Here is a 17722-nt window from a genome sequence, read left to right as displayed (position 1 = left end):
ATGGAGACTTACTCTTTCCTACGGGAACTCGCTGATAGCTGGGTTCTTCTCGCTATGTTTGGCTTCTTTCTCGCAGTTATCGTGTGGGCATTTAGACCTGGCAGCACTGAGACCTATGCCACTGTATCCCAAATTCCATTGCGGAATGACGAGCCGATGAAGGCGAACAAATCCAAATGTGCCAACTGTACCGGTTGCACGTCTTCGAAAGGGGCATTGGATGTCTAAGCAAAAGGACGAGCTAAGCGGTGTCGAGACGACCGGCCACAGTTGGGACGGCATTCAAGAGCTGAACAACCCGCTGCCGCGCTGGTGGCTTTGGACGCTCTATCTGACGATCATTTGGGGGATCGGCTACACCATCGCCTATCCCGCCTGGCCAATGATTTCCGGTGCGACAAGCGGCGTCATGGGTTGGTCAACCCGCGCGAATGTCGCGGCCGATATCGCGGCACATGAAGCCCAAAACACGGAGCTTGTAGCTTCGTTGCAGGCGGTCGACATGACTAATTTGCCTCAGAACAACGACCTTAACCGGTACGCGATTGCCCGCGGAGGCGCGGTCTTCAGGTCGCATTGCTCGCAGTGCCATGGTTCAGGGGCGGCGGGGGCCAAAGGGTACCCAAATTTGCTGGATGATGACTGGCTGTGGGGCGGCGACATCGAACAGATCACCTATACCGTGCGCCATGGCATCAGAAACGTCACCGATGACGATGCGCATTACTCAGAGATGCCGGCATTTGGCGAGCTGATTGAACCGCAAGAGATTGATGCGGTGGTCGAATACGTCATGTCACTGTCATCCGATGAATTTGACGAAGAGAGCGCCAATGCCGGCGAAGAGGTGTTCGCTGACAACTGCGCAGCCTGCCACGGCGAAGCGGGACTCGGGGATCGCGATCAAGGTGCGCCAAATATCGCTGACGCGATTTGGCTTTATGGCGGCGATCGGCAGACCTTGCACGAAACAGTCACCAATGCCCGTTTTGGCGTCATGCCCGCTTGGGGACAGAGATTGTCCGAGGCCGATATCCGCGCCGTTTCCGCCTATGTCCACTCTTTGGGAGGAGGGGAGTAGGGCGGAAGACAGACCGCTGCATGTGCGGTCCCCCTCCGAAGCGGTCCTGTTCGCAAAACTGCCGTTTCGGAGGGGTGTTCTTGACATAGATCAAGGTTCGCGCCGGCTAGGCACGTTATGCCGGTCATGCGAACAGGACACATGATATGACATCCCAATCACCACCCTCCCTCTATGCCGCGCGGGAGCCGATATTCCCGCGTCGCGTCACAGGATTTTTCCGCCGCATGAAATGGTGGATCATGATCGTGACGCTTGGGATTTACTATTTGACGCCGTGGATTCGCTGGGACCGAGGTCCGAGCCTGCCAGACCAAGCCGTACTTGTGGATATGGCGAGCCGCCGTTTCTACTTCTTCTGGATCGAAATATGGCCACACGAATTCTATTTTGTAGCCGGGTTGTTGATCATGGCAGGGCTAGGCCTGTTTTTGTTCACCTCGGCTTTGGGGCGGGTGTGGTGTGGCTATACTTGCCCACAGACGGTCTGGACCGACCTTTTCATATTAGTGGAGCGTTGGATCGAAGGCGACCGAAACGCCCGGTTGCGTCTTCATCGTGGCAAATGGAACCTACACAAGTGGCGGCTTAGGCTGACGAAATGGGCTGTCTGGCTGATGATCGCAGTGGCGACCGGCGGGGCATGGGTTTTCTATTTCACTGATGCACCGACCCTGGCCTTGGATTTGGCGAGTTTTTCCGCCCATCCCGTGGCATACGGGACAATTGCTGTCTTGACCGCAACAACCTTCATCTTCGGCGGGTTCATGCGGGAGCAGGTTTGCAACTACATGTGCCCGTGGCCGCGCATTCAGGCGGCTATGATGGATCCGGACACCATTACCGTAGCCTACCGCGATTGGAGGGGGGAGCCGCGCGGCAAGAAACACGAAAACACAACCGGCGACTGTATCGACTGTATGGCCTGCGTGAATGTCTGCCCCGCAGGCATCGACATTCGCGACGGACAACAGATGGAGTGCATCACCTGTGCGCTTTGTATCGATGCCTGCGACGATGTCATGAAAAAGATCGGCAAGCCTCGTGGATTGATTGACTATCTGGCCTTGTCTGACGAGCCAGCTGAACGCGCCGGGGAAGCGCCCAAGCCGATTTGGAAGAACGTTTTGCGCCTTAGGACGCTCGTCTATTCCGCGCTTTGGTCTCTTGTGGGCCTGGGGCTATTGTACGGCCTTTTTGTCCGCGCGGACATTGAATTGACGGTCAGCCCAGTGCGCAACCCGACCTATGTGACGCAATCCGATGGTTCGATCCGCAACATTTACGATGTTAGGCTCAGGAACAAGCTGGGCACCGATCGGTTATTTCACCTCAGCTTGACCAGCGACGAAATCCTTCGGATTGGGCTAGAGGGTACGGAAGGTCAGCTCAACATCTTGGTTCCTGCAGACAGCACTCTGTTGCAGAGGGTCTATGTGACTGCCCGACCTGACGATCCTGCGGCACAGGCATCGCAGACGCCATTGCGTCTTTGGGTGGAAGACAGCACCGCGCAGATCCGCGCCTCAAAGCCCACAACTTTCAATGGAAGGGGTCAATAGATGCCTAGTGAATTTACCGGAAAACACGTTTTTGCAATGTTTGCATTGGCCTTTGGCACAATCATCGCGGTCAATCTGACCTTGGCATATCAAGCGGTCGCCACTTTTCCTGGGTTGGAAGTTAAAAACTCCTACGTTGCCTCGCAAAAATTCGATACTGATCGGGCGGCGCAGCAGGCTTTGGGCTGGGACGTGTCCGCCGTCGTTAACGGCAGTGAGTTGAGGCTCATTATCCTAAAAGATGGTGTACCTATCTCACCAGAAATAGATCAAGTTGTATTCGGACGCGCGACCAGTGTGGCCGCAGATCAGACACCAGAATTCCGCTTTACCGGTGATGCACTGATAGCCAAGGTTGAAGCCGGAGCGGGCAACTGGAACTTGCGCCTCAAGGCAAGAGCGGAAGACGGAACTCTCTTTCAGCAACGCGTCATTGTGCGGGTCGTGAAATGACCTATGTTTCCGCATGCCCGGCCTGCGCGGCGGCCCCCTTGGCCGAAGATGTCGCAAAGCAGGTCACGCCTCCTAACATGTTTTTGTCTTTGCCGACCATCCATTGCGCAGCGTGCATCGGCGCGGTTGAACGGGCTTTGGCAAAGGTTTCAGGCGTGGTGCATGCGCGCGTGAACCTGTCGCTGAAACGTGTGGCAATCGTTGCTGACGGGGTCAGCGTGGAAGAGATTGTCGGCATATTGGACCAAATCGGGTATGAGGCGCATCCGCTTGATCCCGCCTTGATCGAGACGCGCCAAGACGACATTGGCCGCGCCCTATTGATCCGCCTTGCGGTCGCAGGGTTCGCGATGATGAACGTCATGCTGTTTTCGGTCGCTGTTTGGTCTGGCGCTTCCGAGGCGACGCGGGATTTGTTCCATTTGATCTCAGCCGCAATTTCCCTACCCGCAGTCTTGTTTTCAGGTCAGCCGTTCTTCTCTAGCGCATGGTCCGCGTTGCGGGTCCGCGCGCTTAACATGGATGTGCCGATATCCTTGGCAATTCTGCTGGCCGCCGGCATGTCGTTATTCGAAGTTTTGAACAGTGGCGCACATGCGTATTTCGACGCGGCATTGTCGCTGACGTTCTTTCTTCTCATCGGTCGCTACCTTGACCACCGTACCCGTAGCGCAGCGAAATCTGCCGCAAAGGATTTGGCCGCACTAGAAGTGAATATGGCCCAACTGATCACGGACGGGGTGGCGAACAAAACACCAGTTGCCCAGCTCTGTGTTGGAGACACGGTTTTGGTGCCCACGGGCGCGCGGGTGCCTGTGGATGGTGACCTTGCTAGCCCTGCGGCCTCTACGGATCGGTCATTCTTGACCGGAGAAACCACCGCCTTCTCCGTCAAGGAGGGCGCCCCGTTGCAGGCAGGGGAGATAAATCTTGGGGCAGCGTTTCAGATGCGTGTTACCGCCGTGGGTGAGGACACAACGTTGAGCCGCGTTGTCGCCATGGTTGAGATGGCGGAGAACAGCCGCAACCGTTACACAAACCTGGCTGATCGCGCCGCGCGCATCTATGCGCCGGCGGTTCATTTACTGGCCCTGTTTGCATTTGTTGGATGGGTTTTGGCCATTGGCGACCTACGACATGCGCTCAATGTCGCCGTCGCCATTCTGATCATAACCTGCCCATGTGCCCTCGGACTTGCTGTCCCAGCGGTCGCAACGGCTGCTATCTCAAAGCTCTACGGCATGGGCTTCCTTGTCAAAAACGGTAGCGCCCTTGAGCGGCTGGCGGAGATTGACACCGCCATTTTCGACAAGACAGGGACGCTTACCATAACGGGTGCCGGATCAAATGTCCCCAGACTCAGTGCTGAGCAAGTCAGTGTTGCACGCGCGCTCGCACAATCCTCAGATCATCCCGCCGCCCGCGCAGTTTTGGAGGGATTGCCCACCGGCGCTGCGGCTGAGCTTAGCGAATTGCGAGAAGTCCCGGGCAGCGGTGTTCAGGCCAGGTGGAACGGCAAAGATGTCAGGCTTGGTCGCGGCTCTTGGCTAGAGGCTGAATTCGAAGGCACTGGTCTGCGGATTGGCGTGACCGATGCTATCCGCATTGGCCTCACCGAAACGCTTCGCCCCGGTACGAAGCAAGCCGTGACGGATCTTGGTTCCCAAGGCATCGAGTTGGAAATACTGAGTGGTGACGGATCAAAGGCCGTTCAAAGTATTGCGAAGCAATTGGGCGTGTCGACAGCCAATGCCGAGATTGATGCTCTTGCCAAACACGCGCATCTGACGGAGCTGGCGGAAAGCGGCCGTCGTGTCTTGATGGTCGGCGACGGGCTGAACGACACAGCGTCTTTGGCCGCAGCCCATGCATCAGTTGCACCCTCGTCTGCGCTGGATGCATCTCGGAACGCAGCAGATATCGTCCTGCTAAGGGACAGTCTGTCGGATCTGCCCCGGCTCTTGGCTGTCGCGCGCCTTTCTACGCAGCTTTCAAAGCAGAATTTCGCGATCGCGGCACTATACAATTGCATCGCGGTTCCGATTGCATTGCTGGGCTATGCCACGCCGTTAATTGCCGCGATAGCAATGTCTGCGTCTTCCATTACGGTTTTGGCGAATGCCATGCGTGTGAGGGCCGCGTCATGAACGTTTTGTTCGTTCTCATACCTGCCTCGCTTTTTCTAAGTGGGCTCGGGCTCTGCGCGTTTCTGTGGACAGTCAAGAACATGCAGTACGATGATACCGAAGGCAGCTCGGCCCGCATATTGCTTGACGAAGAAGATCTGCAGCACGGCAATGCCGACGATACTGGTCAATAGTCTTAAGGTGATCGGCGCTGCGCCCGCATAGTAGCGGCTGGTCTTGAGGAGAGGTCGACAGGTGCCCCGGCGTGTCTGGGAAATCAGGTCCTATTCGCAAGGTCACTGCGGTGCGGTAGATCAACTCTCCATAGCAGATGGGAACACCATACATGGCTTCATAAGATTGTCGGTCAGGCGTAGCGCAGGGCGGTACGGCGATCCAAATGCGTTCGCCGTCTATGTTCCAGGCCCAATGGCCGCCCTCCACTACTTTGCGTTTGGGTGACATTTCTGCTTTGCACAGCCGGTGACATTTCTGGATGGTTGCAACAGAATGCGTCGCAAAGACGGTTCGAAGAGGATGGCACCGCGCCCGTCATTGGGATAATTCATGGTTAAGCACGCAGCGGCGCAAACACGAAATTCAAGGAGCAGTTCATGTCGAAAGTAGCATTGGTGACCGGTGGCGGTTCTGGGATCGGTCGCGCCTGCGCGCTGACGTTGGGTAGGAACGGATACCATGTCGTCGTTACAGGGCGTCGGCTTGAGGCGCTTGAAGAAACGGTTGGCTTGATTGGCGATACCGGTGCTTCGGCAATTGCAGCTGACATTACCAATCCTGACGAAGTTGACGCTCTCTATCACACCATCAAAGGCGATCATGGCCGTCTCGACGTCCTGTTTAATAATGCCGGGAACAATGTCCCTGCGGCACCGATCGGTGACATCCCCGTCGAGGATTTTCTCAAAGTTATCAACGTGAACCTAACAGGCGCATTCATCGCTGCTCGGGGTGCATTCAACCTGATGCGTGAACAGTCACCTCAAGGCGGTCGCATTATCAACAATGGTTCGATTTCAGCGGCTGTGCCACGACCTGGCTCTGCGCCCTATACGTCGTCCAAACATGCAATAACCGGCATGACGCGGTCGATCTCCCTCGACGGTCGACCCTACAATATCGCGTGCGGGCAAATCGATATTGGAAACGCGGCTTCCGATATGACGACACAAATGGGCCGCGGGGTGCCTCAGGCCGATCTGTCCATAAAGCCCGAGCCGGTCATGGATGTTCAGCACGTCGCTGACAGCGTTCTGCACATGGCGAATTTGCCGCTTTCGGCCAATGTTCAGTTTATGACGGTTATGGCGTCCTCTATGCCCTTTATCGGGCGCGGATAGCGGGGATTTGCTAGTGGGCCGCGGTTTCAACCGGGTCCAGCAAGGTGCGGCCGCCGTCGATTGTCATGATCTGGCCGGTGATGAATCCGGCCGCGTCTGACGACAAAAACTGCGCAGCATCCGCGACTTCGGAGGGGTTTCCGATACGGGCGAGCGGAGTGTGTTTGGTTATATCTTCGCGTAGCCCGGCTGTGTCTTTTAAGGACTGTTTGAGGCTTGCGGACATCACCGACCCAAATGCAATCGCGTTGACCCGGATGTGGTTGGGCGCGAGCGCGAGCGCCAAGGTGCGGGTCATTTGATCCATCGCTGCGTTCGCAATTGAGAACCCCATGAGACCAGGTCGCGACCGGTGTGCTGCAATGGACGACAGGTTGACGATTGTGCCCGCAATCTCGCCTGGCTCATTGTCGCTGGCTTGCTCAATCATCTTTCTGGCGACCTGTTGGCTGAGCCTAAGGCTGGACATCAGGTTTTGCTGAAGCATCACGTCAACGCTGTCGTCATCTACATCCAACGCATCGGTGGTCAAAACCTGTCTTGAGCCGTTCACCAATATATCGATGCGGTCAAACGCATCTAGGGTGGCGTTGATCAGATTGGAGTGGCTTAGTTTCTCCCGAAGGTCGCAGGCGAATATGCGCGCGTTGCCATCTTCCTGATCGTCATCGGGAACTTCCTCCCGCAGGGAATCCTCGTCGCGGTCGGCCATCATGACATTCGCCCCTTGAGCGATGAAATGTCTCGCTATGGCCAGTCCAACCCCGTTGGCGGCGCCAGTGACAATTGCCGTTTTGCCTGCGATCGAAAATGACATGTGCGGTCTCCGAGTCGGGTTTGGGGAAGGTTAATTGAACCGCTTAGCCGGTGCGAGAAGTTTTGGGGGTCCTGGCCGATATCACCTTGAATCCGCCGGATTCTGAAATCACGTCGACCCGTCGAAAACGGGAAGCCAAAGTCGCCTCATAGGGGAGGTTCCGGTTTGCCACCATCCACAGCGCACCTTTCGGCTTCAACATATCAGCCGCCTTGTGAATGAACGCGGAGCCCAGCGTCGTATCGGGTTTGCGGGTGGTGTGAAATGGCGGGTTCGAGATCACCACATCAAATCCGTTCTCTTCCAAAGACAAGACGTCCGACCAGTGAAACCGCGCCCTTGCATCCCGGACGTTGTGCTTCGCGCATTCCGTCGCATGAAAGTCGGCTTCAAACCCGTGCAATTCGGTTATGGTTTCGGACTTTAATGCTTCACCGGACAAGTAACCCCAACCCGCCCCCAAATCGGCCACCTTGCCTGTTAGAACTGGCAATGCCGAGGCTAGTGCCTTGGAGCCTTGATCGGGACCGTCAGCCGAAAATACACCGGCGCGCGTCACCCATCCATTTGGGTACAAATAGGTCACATCTATCCAATCGGAGATATCCGGCATCACGTCTGGATGTTTGAACCAGACTAACTTTCCATGCGCTTTCGAGTAGCTCTCGACACCGTCAAATCGACGTTTCAGCTCTTTCAATATGCTCTCGATTCCGTCGGTCTTATCGCCGTCCACGGAAATTAGCGCACCGGGTGAAGTATGTTCGAGCGTTTGCGCTATCAGATTGAAACTTGCGGCCTTAGATCGGTGAGCCTGGATGACGGCATGATCCACCTGCCGCTGAAGAAATGGGGACACGCTTATGCCCCGAGCCTCCAGGCGTGCATGATCCGGGAAGAAGCTTTGCGTCGCATGAAGCCTGTGATCATCAATACCGAGAGTGCTTCCGCTATTGGCATTTAGCCAACCGAATGTGCCTTCAGGCAGGTCGATCGCTCCGCTTTCGGCGGCCAATTGGAGGCGTGATGCTGGCATGGTTCGCGGGTAGGCGAAGCGCCTACTCCTTCTCCATCGTGCATTGCAGGGGGTGCTGGTTGCGGCGTGCAAAGTCCATCACCTGAGCGACCTTGGTTTCGGCAATCTCAAACGCGAAGACGCCGACGACGGCCATGCCTTTCTTATGCACGGTCAGCATGATTTCGACGGATTGGGCGTGGTTGATCTGGAAGAACCGCTCAAGAACCAGCACGACAAATTCCATCGGGGTGTAGTCGTCATTGAGAAGCAGCACCTTGTACATCGGTGGTTTCTTCGTCTTTGGTTTGGTCTTGGTCACGACAACCGTGTCCGTCCCCTTGTCGGGGTCGTCGTCGCTACCTGCCATGGTCGGATCGAAGGGGGTCACGTGCGTTGCCTTGTCGGTCGGTGTTGCGGATGAGATGCTACTATATAGGAACCTGTCGGGTACAGAAAAGGGTGTTCGGGTTAAGATGGTGCAAACAATTACAACAATTGGCTTCGATGCGGACGATACCCTCTGGCAGAACGAGGAATTCTTCCGCCTGACACAGGACCACTTCACCGAACTGCTGCGCGATTTTGCGGACCCCGACCAGCTTGCGGCGACCCTTCTTCAGGCAGAGTTGCGCAACTTGGGCAAATACGGCTTTGGGATAAAAGGATTTATGCTGTCCATGATCGAGACGGCGATCGAAGTGACCGACGAAACCGTGCCCGCGACCGCTATTGCCGAGATCATCGCGGCAGGTCAGGAAATGTTGGAACATCCGGTTAACCTTCTACCACATGCCGCGGATGTGGTCAGCACCTTAGCCGAAGGATTTAGGCTTGTATTGATCACCAAGGGCGACCTGCTGGACCAGGAACGCAAGTTGGCGCAATCGGGGCTGGGAGAGCTGTTTGACGCGGTTGAGATTGTCTCGGACAAGACCCCGCAAACCTATATCCGCGCTTTCATGCGGCATGGCGACGGGCCGGACCGCGCTATGATGGTTGGCAACTCGATGAAATCGGATGTGGTGCCCGCCATTGATGCGGGCGGCTGGGGTGTGCACGTGCCTGCCAAATACGAGTGGGAAGTCGAACGCGCCGATGCGCCGCTGGGCCACCCGCGATTCCACGTGCTGGAACATCTGGGCGGGCTTGTGGAATTGGTGGGCGGGCTATAGGCCCTGCCTGACCCGTTTGGAGACCATCCCATGACACCCATCGTCCAAAACCCTTTGAAGGGGATTTACCTGATGGTCGCCTCCATGGGTGGGTTCGCGATTGCGGATACGTTGATCAAACTTGCTTCAGGCACCATGTCGCCTGCGCATACCACGTTGATGCTGATGGGGGGCGGGCTGCTGGTCTTTGCGGCATTGGCCAAGTGGCAGGGTGAGGCGTTGCTGTCATGGGAGGCGTTCCGGCCTTTGTACCTGATGCGCTACGTTGCTGAGATTATGGGGACCTTCGGCATCGTACTGTCGCTGACCTATGTCGATTTGTCGGTCGTTGGGGCCATCCTGCAGGCGACGCCATTGGTTGTTGTGGTGGGCGCGATCCTGTTTCTGGGAGAACGCGTCAGCTGGCGGCGATGGAGCGCTATTGGCGTGGGGTTCGTCGGTGTTTTGATGATCGTGCAGCCGGGCGACGAGGGGTTTGACGCGACGGTGCTTTGGCCAATTCTTGCCATGACCGGGCTGGCGCTGCGCGACCTGACCACACGCGTGACCCCACCCGGCATGAACAGCGCGCGACTGGCGACATACACTATGGCGGCGGCGCTGCCATTCGCGTTGTTGTGGATCGGGCTGGCCGAGGACACGTGGCTGCCTGCGTCGCCGAACTGGGTTTTGGTTTTTGGAATGGTGGGATTTGGGGCGTTGGGCTATTTGCTGCTGATTGCCTCGATCCGCGCGGCGCCCGTGTCGGTGGTCAGCCCGTACCGGTATTCGCGGCTAATATTCCTGCTGGTCGCAGGGATGCTGGTGTTTGGGGAGCGGCCCGGGATTATGACGCTTGCTGGCGCTGCCCTGATCGTAGCGTCGGGCATTTACGCGATGTGGCGGGACCGGCAAACGGCCTAGTCCTACATCACCTTCCGGGCTTTGAGGGCAGCTGAGATCGTGCCGTCGTCGAGGTAGTCCAGCTCGCCGCCAATGGGCACCCCTTGGGCCAACGATGTGACCTTGACGCCGCGCTTCTCCAACTCTCCGGCGATGTAATGAGCGGTGGTTTGTCCATCGATAGTTGCATTCAAGGCCAGAATAACTTCGGAGATACCTTCCGACGTCACCCGGTCAACGAGTTTCGGAATTCGCAACTCATCCGGCCCAATTGCGTCGAGCGCGGACAGGGTGCCGCCCAGCACATGGTAGCGGCCCTTGAACATTTGGCTGCGCTCCATTGCCCAGAGGTCGGCCACGTCTTCGACTACGCAGATTTCCGAGTTGGCACGTTTGGGGCTTTCACAGATATCACAGAGGTCGGTGGTGCCGATATTGCCACAAGTGATGCACTCGCGGGCAGTAGCGGCGACCTTCTGCAATGTGTCTGACAGGGGCGTCATCAGAAGAGCGCGTTTCTTGATCATATGCAGCACGGCGCGACGGGCAGAGCGGGGCCCAAGGCCCGGCAATTTCGCCATCATTTCAATGAGATGATCTAGGTCGGTGTTGCTCATGGCGGGAGTCTAGGGGATTTCTCCGGCGGTCACCACCCGCTCTACCGTGTGTCCTGCCGCCCTGATCAATTCTACCATGCCATCGGAGCCGGGCAGGTGGAATGAACCCACCGCCAAAACTGCGCCGCCATCCTCGATTAGGGGGAGTGCGGTTTGCAGGAAGGTCTGGTTTCTTTCCGCCACGAGGTACCCGTCGACGAGCGACAGCAGCTCGGCCCCGCGGGGGTCCCCGTATATGCGGGTGATATAGGCGGTGTCCCACGCGCGCATAACGCCGATCTGACCTTGCAGGTACAGCGCATAGCTGGTGGAGCGACCTTCCCGCACGTCCTTGGGGTTCAGGTAGGCCCCATAGACCTCGATCATGGCGCGTGTGACATCGGCATAGTCATTTCGGCTAAGCGTGGAGCGGAAACTGTCATAGGGTTCAAGCCCGACAATCTTGGCCCCTGCATCAGCCCCAAGCAGCAAGATGCGGTCGTCTTGTATCGGGAAAACCCCGGACAGGAAGTCATTGCAGGGATCACCCAGCAGGGCTTCTGCAATACCAAGGTCTGTCAGGTTATCCAACGCGCGCTTGCCGTAGCCCAATGCCGTCGCGCGGGTTCTTACCCAGCTTTCGACCTCTTTGTCAGGTAAGGAAAACTTGTGGCCGGAGCGGAGCGGGCGCCAAAGACGTTCGTCAGAATATTGCAGTTCGATAATACGTCGTGACTTCGGAATCGGGTTGTATTCGGTGGCAACGACCTTGGCCTGCGAAATGGCTTTACGAAATTTGGGCGGCAGGTCGAGAATGGTGGGATCGTTGGAATGGTAAGTCCCCCAGAGGTGGGACTGAGCCCCATTTTCGGTGGTGATCTTCCAAAGACGACCAGTTCCGTTGATTTCCTGCGCCGCGATAGATCTTATGAAGTTGCCATCTGGGCCGAAGGCGCTTTCGACGATGCGCGGGTTTTCGATACGGCAGGCATCCACGGTTGCCCAATGTTGGGCAGATGCCGGGATTGGAAGCAGAAGGAGCAGTGAGGTGAGGAATTGCTTCATTGATGCCCCTGAATGGGTCGAATGCGGGGAGCCTCCAAAGATACGATGCTTCTAAAGCCTATCCCGCAACCGTCCTTTTTTGTTTCGCAGAGACTTAGAAAGGAAGTTTCATTCCTGCAGGCAAACCAAGGCCCTCGGTCATTTTTCCCATTTCTTCCTGCATCTTGTCCTGCGCCTTGTTTTGCGCGTCTTTGATGGCGGCAAGGATCAGGTCTTCGACGACCTCTTTCTCGTCAGGGTGGAAGATGGAGGGATCGATATCGAGCGCGGTAATCGTGCCTTTGCCCGAAGCCGTCGCCTTTACCAAGCCGGCTCCGCTTTCGCCTTCGACCGTCAGGTTTTCCATCTCGGCCTGCATATCGGCCATTTTGGTCTGCATTTCCTGCGCCTTTTTCATCATCCCGGCCATATCGCCGAGCCCGCCCAAACCTTTAAGCATCGGATGCTCCTGTCTTTCGTTTCAGTAATAGAAGTCCCGCTGATATTACGCAGAACCCGAGGCAGATTGCGACCGCCAATGTGGTCGGACCAACGCAGCCTTCTTGCAGTGCCAGTTGGTTTGCGTTGGACGGGTCTTCAACCCTGTCGCGGACATAAAACATGATTGCGATGCCGCCAGAGCTAAGCGTTGAAATGACCAGCCATGAGGTGGAACGGGTCAGGATTGCTAGCAGAAACAACCCGCAGGTCGCGAGGCCGAAAGGTGTGGTGAGTAAGTAGAGCGCTTCGCTGAGCACAGTAGCGGCTGTACCATTCCACGAAGGACGGGTTTTGTCGCAGACTTCAGCGACGGCGGGGGTAGGGAGGACGTAGGCACCTAGAACAAGGCCGAGTACATGGCAGCCAAAATTCTTCGACTTTCCGCTACACCGCAGGCGTGAAGAAGGTTTATCCGTCTTCAAATGGGTCCCACTCATCTTCAACCTCGGGAAGCGCTTCGACAGCCGCTTCCTGGATCAAATCAGCCGCTGTTCTGATCTCGACGATCTTTGCGTCCGGAAAAGCCTGCAACGCGGCCTTGAACATAGGATGTTCTGCGGCTTCGGCCTTTAACGCGTTTTCTGCGGCGTCGCGGACGTCTGCGATTGTGGGGGCGCCTCCTTCGTTGACGACAGTCACGGCCCAACGGTTGCCGGTCCATTGCTGCAGCCGCGCGCCTAGCTTTGCGGCCAAATCACGCGGGGCGTTGTCAGTGGGGACGAATTCGATGCGGCCCGGCGCATAGCTGGCCAGTTGGAGTGTGGTTTCGACTTCGACCAATAGTTTAACATCTCGGTTAGTGCGGATCAGTTCAACTATCTGATCGAAGCGGGCGTATCGTGCGAGCGCGTCCTCGGGATTGAGGGCCAGTGCTGTCGTTACCCCAGACCCTTGAACATGGCCGACGGAGGCCTGCGCACGCGCGGTGGTCATACCGCCGGCGCCTTGGGAGGAGTGCCCACCGGCAGGCGGCGTTGGGGGTGGCGTATCTTGCAGTTTGCGGACCAGGTCCTCGGGTGATGGCAAGTCGGCCATGTGGGTCAGCCGAATGATTGCCATTTCGGCTGCCATCATGGCGTTCGGCGCAGCGGCAACTTCCTCAAGGGCTTTCAGGAGAAGTTGCCACATGCGCGTCATCGCCCGCATGGGAAGCTGTTCGGCCATCTGTTGACCACGTATGCGCTCGTCAGGGCCGACGGTAGGATCGTCTGCGGCTTCAGGCGTGATCTTGATGACAGATACCCAGTGCGTGATTTCGGCCAAGTCGCGCAGCACGGCCATGGGGTCGGCCCCATCTGCATATTGAGCGCTGAGTTCCTGCAACGCGCCTGCGGCGTCGCCCTTCATGATGAGGTCAAAAAGGTCCAACACGCGGCCACGGTCCGCAAGGCCGAGCATGGCGCGGACCTGTGGCGCGGTGGTCTCTCCAGCGCCGTGGCTGATCGCCTGATCCATCAGAGACATAGCATCCCGGACCGAGCCTTCGGCGGCGCGGGTTATGAGCGCCAATGCGTCCTCCGCAATTTCCGCGTTCTCTTTGCCAGCGACCGAGGCGAGGTGGGCGATCATCACCTCCGGCTCGATACGGCGCAGGTCGAAACGTTGGCAGCGGGAAAGCACTGTGACCGGAACCTTGCGGATTTCCGTCGTTGCGAAGATGAATTTTACGTGCTCGGGCGGCTCTTCCAGTGTCTTCAACAGCGCGTTGAAGGCGGAAGTGGACAGCATGTGCACCTCGTCAATGATATAGATTTTGTACCGGGCGGACGCCGCGCGGTAATGCACTGAATCGATGATTTCGCGGATGTCGCCGACGCCGGTTCGGGATGCCGCGTCCATTTCCATGACGTCAACATGGCGCCCTTCGGCAATCGCTGTGCAATGCTCGCACACGCCGCAAGGCTCAGTCGTGGGCTGGCCCTGGCCGTCCTCGCCGATGCAGTTCATGCCTTTGGCAATGATCCGCGCGGTGGTGGTTTTCCCGGTGCCGCGAATGCCGGTCATAATGAAGGCCTGCGCGATGCGGCCTGCGTCGAACGCGTTCTTGAGGGTTCGGACCATGGCGGTTTGGCCAATCAGATCAGCAAAAGTCGCTGGGCGATACTTGCGCGCCAGAACCTGATAGCCGCCAACTGGTGTTTGTTCGGTCTCGCTCATGTGGCCCTCAAGATTCGTCACCTGCCGAAACTACGAGGTGGCGTGGGGGAGGTCTACTAAAGACTCCACAGAATTGCGCCAAGTCCAGTTCCCATCCAGTTGAAAATTGTCCACTCGTTGGCAGTGGACGTTCTGTGCTTCGCGCATTTGCAGCGTAGGTCCGCGGCGGCAGCTTTGCCCTTGGTTAACGCGTGGCACGCTTCAGGTAGCCGGGAATTTGGCGCAATACATCTGAGGATTGCTGCGCGCGGGCCAGTGTCCAGCCGCCTTGCAGCGTTATGAACAGGTGGGTGGCGCGGTCCTGCGCCTCCGCCTCGTCAACGCCCAACTTCTGCGCATGCTCCGCAATGCGGTTAATCCATGTGTCGAAGATTGAATTCGACAGGTCCTGGAAAGAGGGGTTGCGCGGGCCGCTGAGCAATATGCCGGAAACCGGGCAGCCGTTCCATTTGCCCATCAGATCAAACAATTTGGCGCATTTGAAAAAGAGCGTGGTCATGCCGTCATCATAGGTTTTGGCCGGGACGAAAGCGTCATCAATGATCCGCATCATTTCGCGTGACGCATAGCTGGCCGCGGTCATGGCAAGGTCTGACTTACCCTTTTGGAAATGGTAATACAGCGAGCCCTTGGGCAGCTTGGCATTGGTCAGAATTTCTGACAGGCCGACGCCCTCGTACCCCTTTTCTTGAAAGAGTTTTGAGGCGGTCCAGGCCAGTTTGTCTTTGGTGGAATGCTTTTTGGTCATGAAACGGAGTATCTCATGGCTAGACTGATTGGTCTAGACTTGCTATTAGACCAATCAGTCTAGTAAGGGATGACGCCATGAATGTCAGGATTGAGACTGTGCAAATCGGCCAGCCGATCAAGCAGGAAATTGAGATCAGATCGGGCGTGCATCGCCTGGCCGGGCGGCTGTTTCATCCAACTGGAACGCCCAAAGCTGTGGTGATTATCAACGCGGCGACCGGTGTCCGGCAGCGCTACTACGAGGCTTTCGCGACTTGGCTTGCCGTGGAACGCGGCTTGGCCTGCGTGACCTATGACTACCGAGACTTTGGTGAGTCGCAATCCGGCGCGCTGAGATCATCACGCGCTACCATGGTTGATTGGGCCGTGCATGACCCAATTGCGGTCCGCGACCATATCTGGAGCCTACTGCCCGGTTTACCGATTTGGCATTTGGGTCATTCTATCGGCGGCATGGGCTTGGCTTTTCAGGACGGGGTGTCTGGCCTGGAAAGGGTGATTACAGTGGCCAGCGGGCCAGTGCATCTGCGCGACCATCCGTGGCCATATCGCGCGCTCGCAGCGGCCTTCTGGTATGGGCCTGCGCCATTGGCGACGCGGCTTTTGGGGTACCTGCCCGGGCGCAAGCTTGGAGTAGGGCCGGACCTACCGAGCGGCGTCTACTGGCAGTGGCGCAAGTGGTGCACCACGCAAGGGTTCTTTGCCGGAGATATCGGCGCAGCGCTGCCGTATCCCGATTACAACGCAGTTGGCTGCCCTGTGCGGATCGTGGCGGCCGCAGATGACAAACTGGTCCCCCCCAAAGCGGTGTGGCGGACAATGGATTTCTACCGCGAGGCCGTCGTGACCCAGAAAGTGCTAAAACCGGATGCTTATGGTTTGCAATCAATTGGGCACATTGAAGTGTTTGCCGAGGAAAACCAGGCGTGCTGGGATGATGTTCTGGGGGAGTAGGGAAAATCTGCCGAAGGGTGGGACCCCTCAGTAAGCGTTCTTTTAAGGCTTACCTGCCGAGGGGGGGGGAGATCGGCGAGTTTGCGATGCAAATTGGCCTAGGGTGAGAGGTTGGACATCGACCCAAGTGGGGCTCGTTGTGGCTGCTTCCTTCCGGACCTGACCAGGTTGGCGAGGCACTTGCCCGCGCCAACCCCTCGACTCAGGATATAGGCGGCGCTTGCCATTCTTGCAAGACGGTGCATTTTGCACGTCAAAGAAGGGCAGAAACATGAAACTTGCGGAAACAGTGACTTTCGGCGGCTCCAGTCTGGACCGCGCGGCGTATCTGCGTGGCGATGACGAGGCTATCGCCAATTTGTTACAGGCGCACAACACCGGTGTCATGCCGATTTGGCGGGGCAAACCATTGATTGCCGGCGAGACGCGAGACAAGCCCGGTTGGTTGGCCCCCGCGCATCCGATTTTTGAATATGCGGACGAGGCCCCGATCTTCTTGGGGATCGACGACGGCGTCGCGCGGTTTGTGCGCGATGTTTCCGGCTGGGAGCCTGCGGAAGAGGCCGCAACACTCGGAGCGTTCTTGGACCCGTCAGAGCAACACCACCCTGCAGCTCCAGCGGACCATCTGTTTTCGGAACTGCGGGGGGTCATGAACATGCTCAACCCGCGCGATGCGGAATTGATTGCGACAGCGAAAGCGGTTTCCAGTTGGCATGAAACACATGGGTTCTGCGCCAAATGCGGGACCAAGAGCGAGATTACGATGGCCGGCTGGCAGCGCGACTGCGCCGCGTGTGGCGGCCATCACTTTCCGCGCACCGACCCTGTGGTCATCATGTTGATAACACGCGGTAACTCTGTGCTGATGGGGCGTTCGCCGGGGTGGCCCGAAGGGATGTATTCCTTGTTGGCCGGGTTTGTTGAGCCCGGTGAAACCATCGAGGCGGCTGTGCGACGTGAAACCTTGGAAGAAGCTGGCATTACAGTGGGGCAAGTCGACTACCTGGCGTCTCAGCCATGGCCATTTCCGGCCTCGCTGATGATGGGTTGCCATGGGCAAGCCACCTCTGAGGAGATCAAAATTGACCCAGACGAGATCGAAGACGCGCTTTGGGTGACACGTGAGGAGATGTTAGAGACGTTTGCGGGCAACAATCCGAAAATGAAGCCGGCCCGGCAAGGTGCGATAGCGCATTTCATATTGCTTAACTGGCTGCGGGATACGCTAGACTAAGCATCGGCGCGACA

General features: G+C 57.4%; 19 protein-coding genes and 1 other RNA gene. 11 read left to right on the top strand and 9 right to left on the bottom strand.

Annotated elements, in window-relative coordinates; all coding sequences use genetic code 11:
• From Q0899_RS10570 to Q0899_RS10540, 7 genes are all read left to right on the top strand, one after another.
• A complete protein-coding gene (locus Q0899_RS10570; RefSeq protein WP_298293549.1) occupies positions 1–228 on the top strand; it encodes a cbb3-type cytochrome c oxidase subunit 3 in 228 nt (75 codons plus the stop codon).
• Positions 221–1081 carry a cytochrome-c oxidase, cbb3-type subunit III gene (ccoP, locus tag Q0899_RS10565; RefSeq protein WP_299192710.1) on the top strand — a complete coding sequence of 287 codons (861 nt, stop codon included), beginning with the start codon at positions 221–223 and terminating at the stop codon, positions 1079–1081. The genes Q0899_RS10570 and ccoP overlap by 8 nt, the downstream gene beginning before the upstream one ends.
• 146 nt (positions 1082–1227) lie before the next feature.
• Positions 1228–2643, top strand: a complete 1416-nt coding sequence (ccoG, locus tag Q0899_RS10560; RefSeq protein WP_299192708.1) for a cytochrome c oxidase accessory protein CcoG — start codon at positions 1228–1230, stop codon at positions 2641–2643.
• Positions 2644–3096 carry a FixH family protein gene (locus Q0899_RS10555; protein WP_299192706.1) on the top strand — a complete coding sequence of 151 codons (453 nt, stop codon included), beginning with the start codon at positions 2644–2646 and terminating at the stop codon, positions 3094–3096.
• On the top strand, positions 3093–5243 hold the full coding sequence (locus Q0899_RS10550; protein ID WP_299192704.1) for a heavy metal translocating P-type ATPase: 2151 nt from the start codon (positions 3093–3095) through the stop codon (positions 5241–5243). Before Q0899_RS10555 ends, Q0899_RS10550 begins: the two co-directional genes overlap by 4 nt.
• A complete protein-coding gene (ccoS, locus tag Q0899_RS10545; RefSeq protein ID WP_299192702.1) occupies positions 5240–5416 on the top strand; it encodes a cbb3-type cytochrome oxidase assembly protein CcoS in 177 nt (58 codons plus the stop codon). Before Q0899_RS10550 ends, ccoS begins: the two co-directional genes overlap by 4 nt.
• A gap of 420 nt (positions 5417–5836) precedes the next feature.
• Positions 5837–6580: an SDR family oxidoreductase gene (locus Q0899_RS10540; RefSeq protein ID WP_299192700.1), complete on the top strand. Its 744-nt coding sequence runs from the start codon at positions 5837–5839 to the stop codon at positions 6578–6580.
• A 10-nt stretch (positions 6581–6590) separates the two neighbouring features.
• Here the strand turns inward: Q0899_RS10540 and Q0899_RS10535 are convergent, their stop codons facing one another.
• Genes Q0899_RS10535 through clpS form a run of 3 tightly spaced genes read right to left on the bottom strand, consistent with a single transcriptional unit; the run spans position 6591 to position 8782 of the window.
• Positions 6591–7397: an SDR family oxidoreductase gene (locus tag Q0899_RS10535; RefSeq protein WP_298293534.1), complete on the bottom strand. Its 807-nt coding sequence runs from the start codon at positions 7395–7397 to the stop codon at positions 6591–6593.
• Positions 7398–7440: 43 nt separating this feature from the next.
• Entirely contained in the window at positions 7441–8412 is a 972-nt protein-coding gene (locus Q0899_RS10530) for a class I SAM-dependent methyltransferase (protein ID WP_298361780.1), read from the bottom strand.
• A gap of 43 nt (positions 8413–8455) precedes the next feature.
• Complete coding sequence (gene clpS / locus Q0899_RS10525) at positions 8456–8782, bottom strand: ATP-dependent Clp protease adapter ClpS (RefSeq protein WP_298295893.1); 327 nt, start codon at positions 8780–8782, stop codon at positions 8456–8458.
• Between the two features lie 106 nt (positions 8783–8888).
• Here clpS and Q0899_RS10520 point away from each other — a divergent pair, with 106 nt between their 5' ends.
• The gene (locus tag Q0899_RS10520; protein WP_299192697.1) at positions 8889–9587 is read left to right on the top strand and encodes an HAD family hydrolase; all 699 of its coding nucleotides are present in this window, start codon (positions 8889–8891) and stop codon (positions 9585–9587) included.
• Between the two features lie 30 nt (positions 9588–9617).
• Positions 9618–10490, top strand: a complete 873-nt coding sequence (locus tag Q0899_RS10515) for a DMT family transporter (RefSeq protein WP_298361774.1) — start codon at positions 9618–9620, stop codon at positions 10488–10490.
• A gap of 2 nt (positions 10491–10492) precedes the next feature.
• Here Q0899_RS10515 and recR read toward each other — a convergent pair whose 3' ends face one another.
• The 5 genes from recR to Q0899_RS10490 all read right to left on the bottom strand — a co-directional run bounded on the left by recR (position 10493) and on the right by Q0899_RS10490 (position 15515).
• Positions 10493–11086, bottom strand: a complete 594-nt coding sequence (gene recR, locus Q0899_RS10510) for a recombination mediator RecR (RefSeq protein WP_298361771.1) — start codon at positions 11084–11086, stop codon at positions 10493–10495.
• A gap of 9 nt (positions 11087–11095) precedes the next feature.
• The gene (locus tag Q0899_RS10505; protein WP_299192694.1) at positions 11096–12130 is read right to left on the bottom strand and encodes a TraB/GumN family protein; all 1035 of its coding nucleotides are present in this window, start codon (positions 12128–12130) and stop codon (positions 11096–11098) included.
• 94 nt (positions 12131–12224) lie between these two features.
• Positions 12225–12569 (bottom strand): YbaB/EbfC family nucleoid-associated protein, encoded by a 345-nt coding sequence (locus Q0899_RS10500; protein ID WP_298293520.1) that lies wholly within the window; start codon positions 12567–12569, stop codon positions 12225–12227.
• Between the two features lie 449 nt (positions 12570–13018).
• Positions 13019–14767: a DNA polymerase III subunit gamma/tau gene (locus tag Q0899_RS10495; protein ID WP_299192692.1), complete on the bottom strand. Its 1749-nt coding sequence runs from the start codon at positions 14765–14767 to the stop codon at positions 13019–13021.
• A gap of 184 nt (positions 14768–14951) precedes the next feature.
• Entirely contained in the window at positions 14952–15515 is a 564-nt protein-coding gene (locus tag Q0899_RS10490) for a TetR/AcrR family transcriptional regulator (RefSeq protein ID WP_299192690.1), read from the bottom strand.
• A gap of 77 nt (positions 15516–15592) precedes the next feature.
• Here Q0899_RS10490 and Q0899_RS10485 point away from each other — a divergent pair, with 77 nt between their 5' ends.
• The gene (locus Q0899_RS10485) at positions 15593–16471 is read left to right on the top strand and encodes a hypothetical protein (protein WP_299192688.1); all 879 of its coding nucleotides are present in this window, start codon (positions 15593–15595) and stop codon (positions 16469–16471) included.
• 101 nt (positions 16472–16572) lie between these two features.
• Here the strand turns inward: Q0899_RS10485 and ffs are convergent.
• Positions 16573–16671, bottom strand: an RNA gene (gene ffs, locus Q0899_RS10480) — signal recognition particle sRNA small type.
• Positions 16672–16742: 71 nt separating this feature from the next.
• Between ffs and nudC the strand changes: the two genes are divergently transcribed.
• On the top strand, positions 16743–17708 hold the full coding sequence (gene nudC / locus Q0899_RS10475) for an NAD(+) diphosphatase (RefSeq protein WP_299192686.1): 966 nt from the start codon (positions 16743–16745) through the stop codon (positions 17706–17708).
• The last annotated feature ends 14 nt before the right edge of the window (positions 17709–17722 follow it).

The organism is uncultured Litoreibacter sp. (genome assembly GCF_947501785.1).
Taxonomy (GTDB): Bacteria; Pseudomonadota; Alphaproteobacteria; order Rhodobacterales; family Rhodobacteraceae; genus Litoreibacter.
This window is presented reverse-complemented; position numbering and strand designations above follow the sequence as displayed.

What these genes read in the sequence shown, in the direction of transcription:
- Q0899_RS10570 (WP_298293549.1), top strand. Translation starts at nt 1, where the DNA reads ATGGAGACTTACTCTTTCCTACGGGAACTCGCTGATAGCTGGGTTCTT.
- ccoP (WP_299192710.1), top strand. Translation starts at nt 221, where the DNA reads ATGTCTAAGCAAAAGGACGAGCTAAGCGGTGTCGAGACGACCGGCCAC.
- ccoG (WP_299192708.1), top strand. Translation starts at nt 1,228, where the DNA reads ATGACATCCCAATCACCACCCTCCCTCTATGCCGCGCGGGAGCCGATA.
- Q0899_RS10555 (WP_299192706.1), top strand. Translation starts at nt 2,644, where the DNA reads ATGCCTAGTGAATTTACCGGAAAACACGTTTTTGCAATGTTTGCATTG.
- Q0899_RS10550 (WP_299192704.1), top strand. Translation starts at nt 3,093, where the DNA reads ATGACCTATGTTTCCGCATGCCCGGCCTGCGCGGCGGCCCCCTTGGCC.
- ccoS (WP_299192702.1), top strand. Translation starts at nt 5,240, where the DNA reads ATGAACGTTTTGTTCGTTCTCATACCTGCCTCGCTTTTTCTAAGTGGG.
- Q0899_RS10540 (WP_299192700.1), top strand. Translation starts at nt 5,837, where the DNA reads ATGTCGAAAGTAGCATTGGTGACCGGTGGCGGTTCTGGGATCGGTCGC.
- Q0899_RS10535 (WP_298293534.1), bottom strand. Translation starts at nt 7,397, where the DNA reads ATGTCATTTTCGATCGCAGGCAAAACGGCAATTGTCACTGGCGCCGCC.
- clpS (WP_298295893.1), bottom strand. Translation starts at nt 8,782, where the DNA reads ATGGCAGGTAGCGACGACGACCCCGACAAGGGGACGGACACGGTTGTC.
- Q0899_RS10520 (WP_299192697.1), top strand. Translation starts at nt 8,889, where the DNA reads ATGGTGCAAACAATTACAACAATTGGCTTCGATGCGGACGATACCCTC.
- Q0899_RS10515 (WP_298361774.1), top strand. Translation starts at nt 9,618, where the DNA reads ATGACACCCATCGTCCAAAACCCTTTGAAGGGGATTTACCTGATGGTC.
- recR (WP_298361771.1), bottom strand. Translation starts at nt 11,086, where the DNA reads ATGAGCAACACCGACCTAGATCATCTCATTGAAATGATGGCGAAATTG.
- Q0899_RS10505 (WP_299192694.1), bottom strand. Translation starts at nt 12,130, where the DNA reads ATGAAGCAATTCCTCACCTCACTGCTCCTTCTGCTTCCAATCCCGGCA.
- Q0899_RS10500 (WP_298293520.1), bottom strand. Translation starts at nt 12,569, where the DNA reads ATGCTTAAAGGTTTGGGCGGGCTCGGCGATATGGCCGGGATGATGAAA.
- Q0899_RS10495 (WP_299192692.1), bottom strand. Translation starts at nt 14,767, where the DNA reads ATGAGCGAGACCGAACAAACACCAGTTGGCGGCTATCAGGTTCTGGCG.
- Q0899_RS10490 (WP_299192690.1), bottom strand. Translation starts at nt 15,515, where the DNA reads ATGACCAAAAAGCATTCCACCAAAGACAAACTGGCCTGGACCGCCTCA.
- Q0899_RS10485 (WP_299192688.1), top strand. Translation starts at nt 15,593, where the DNA reads ATGAATGTCAGGATTGAGACTGTGCAAATCGGCCAGCCGATCAAGCAG.
- nudC (WP_299192686.1), top strand. Translation starts at nt 16,743, where the DNA reads ATGAAACTTGCGGAAACAGTGACTTTCGGCGGCTCCAGTCTGGACCGC.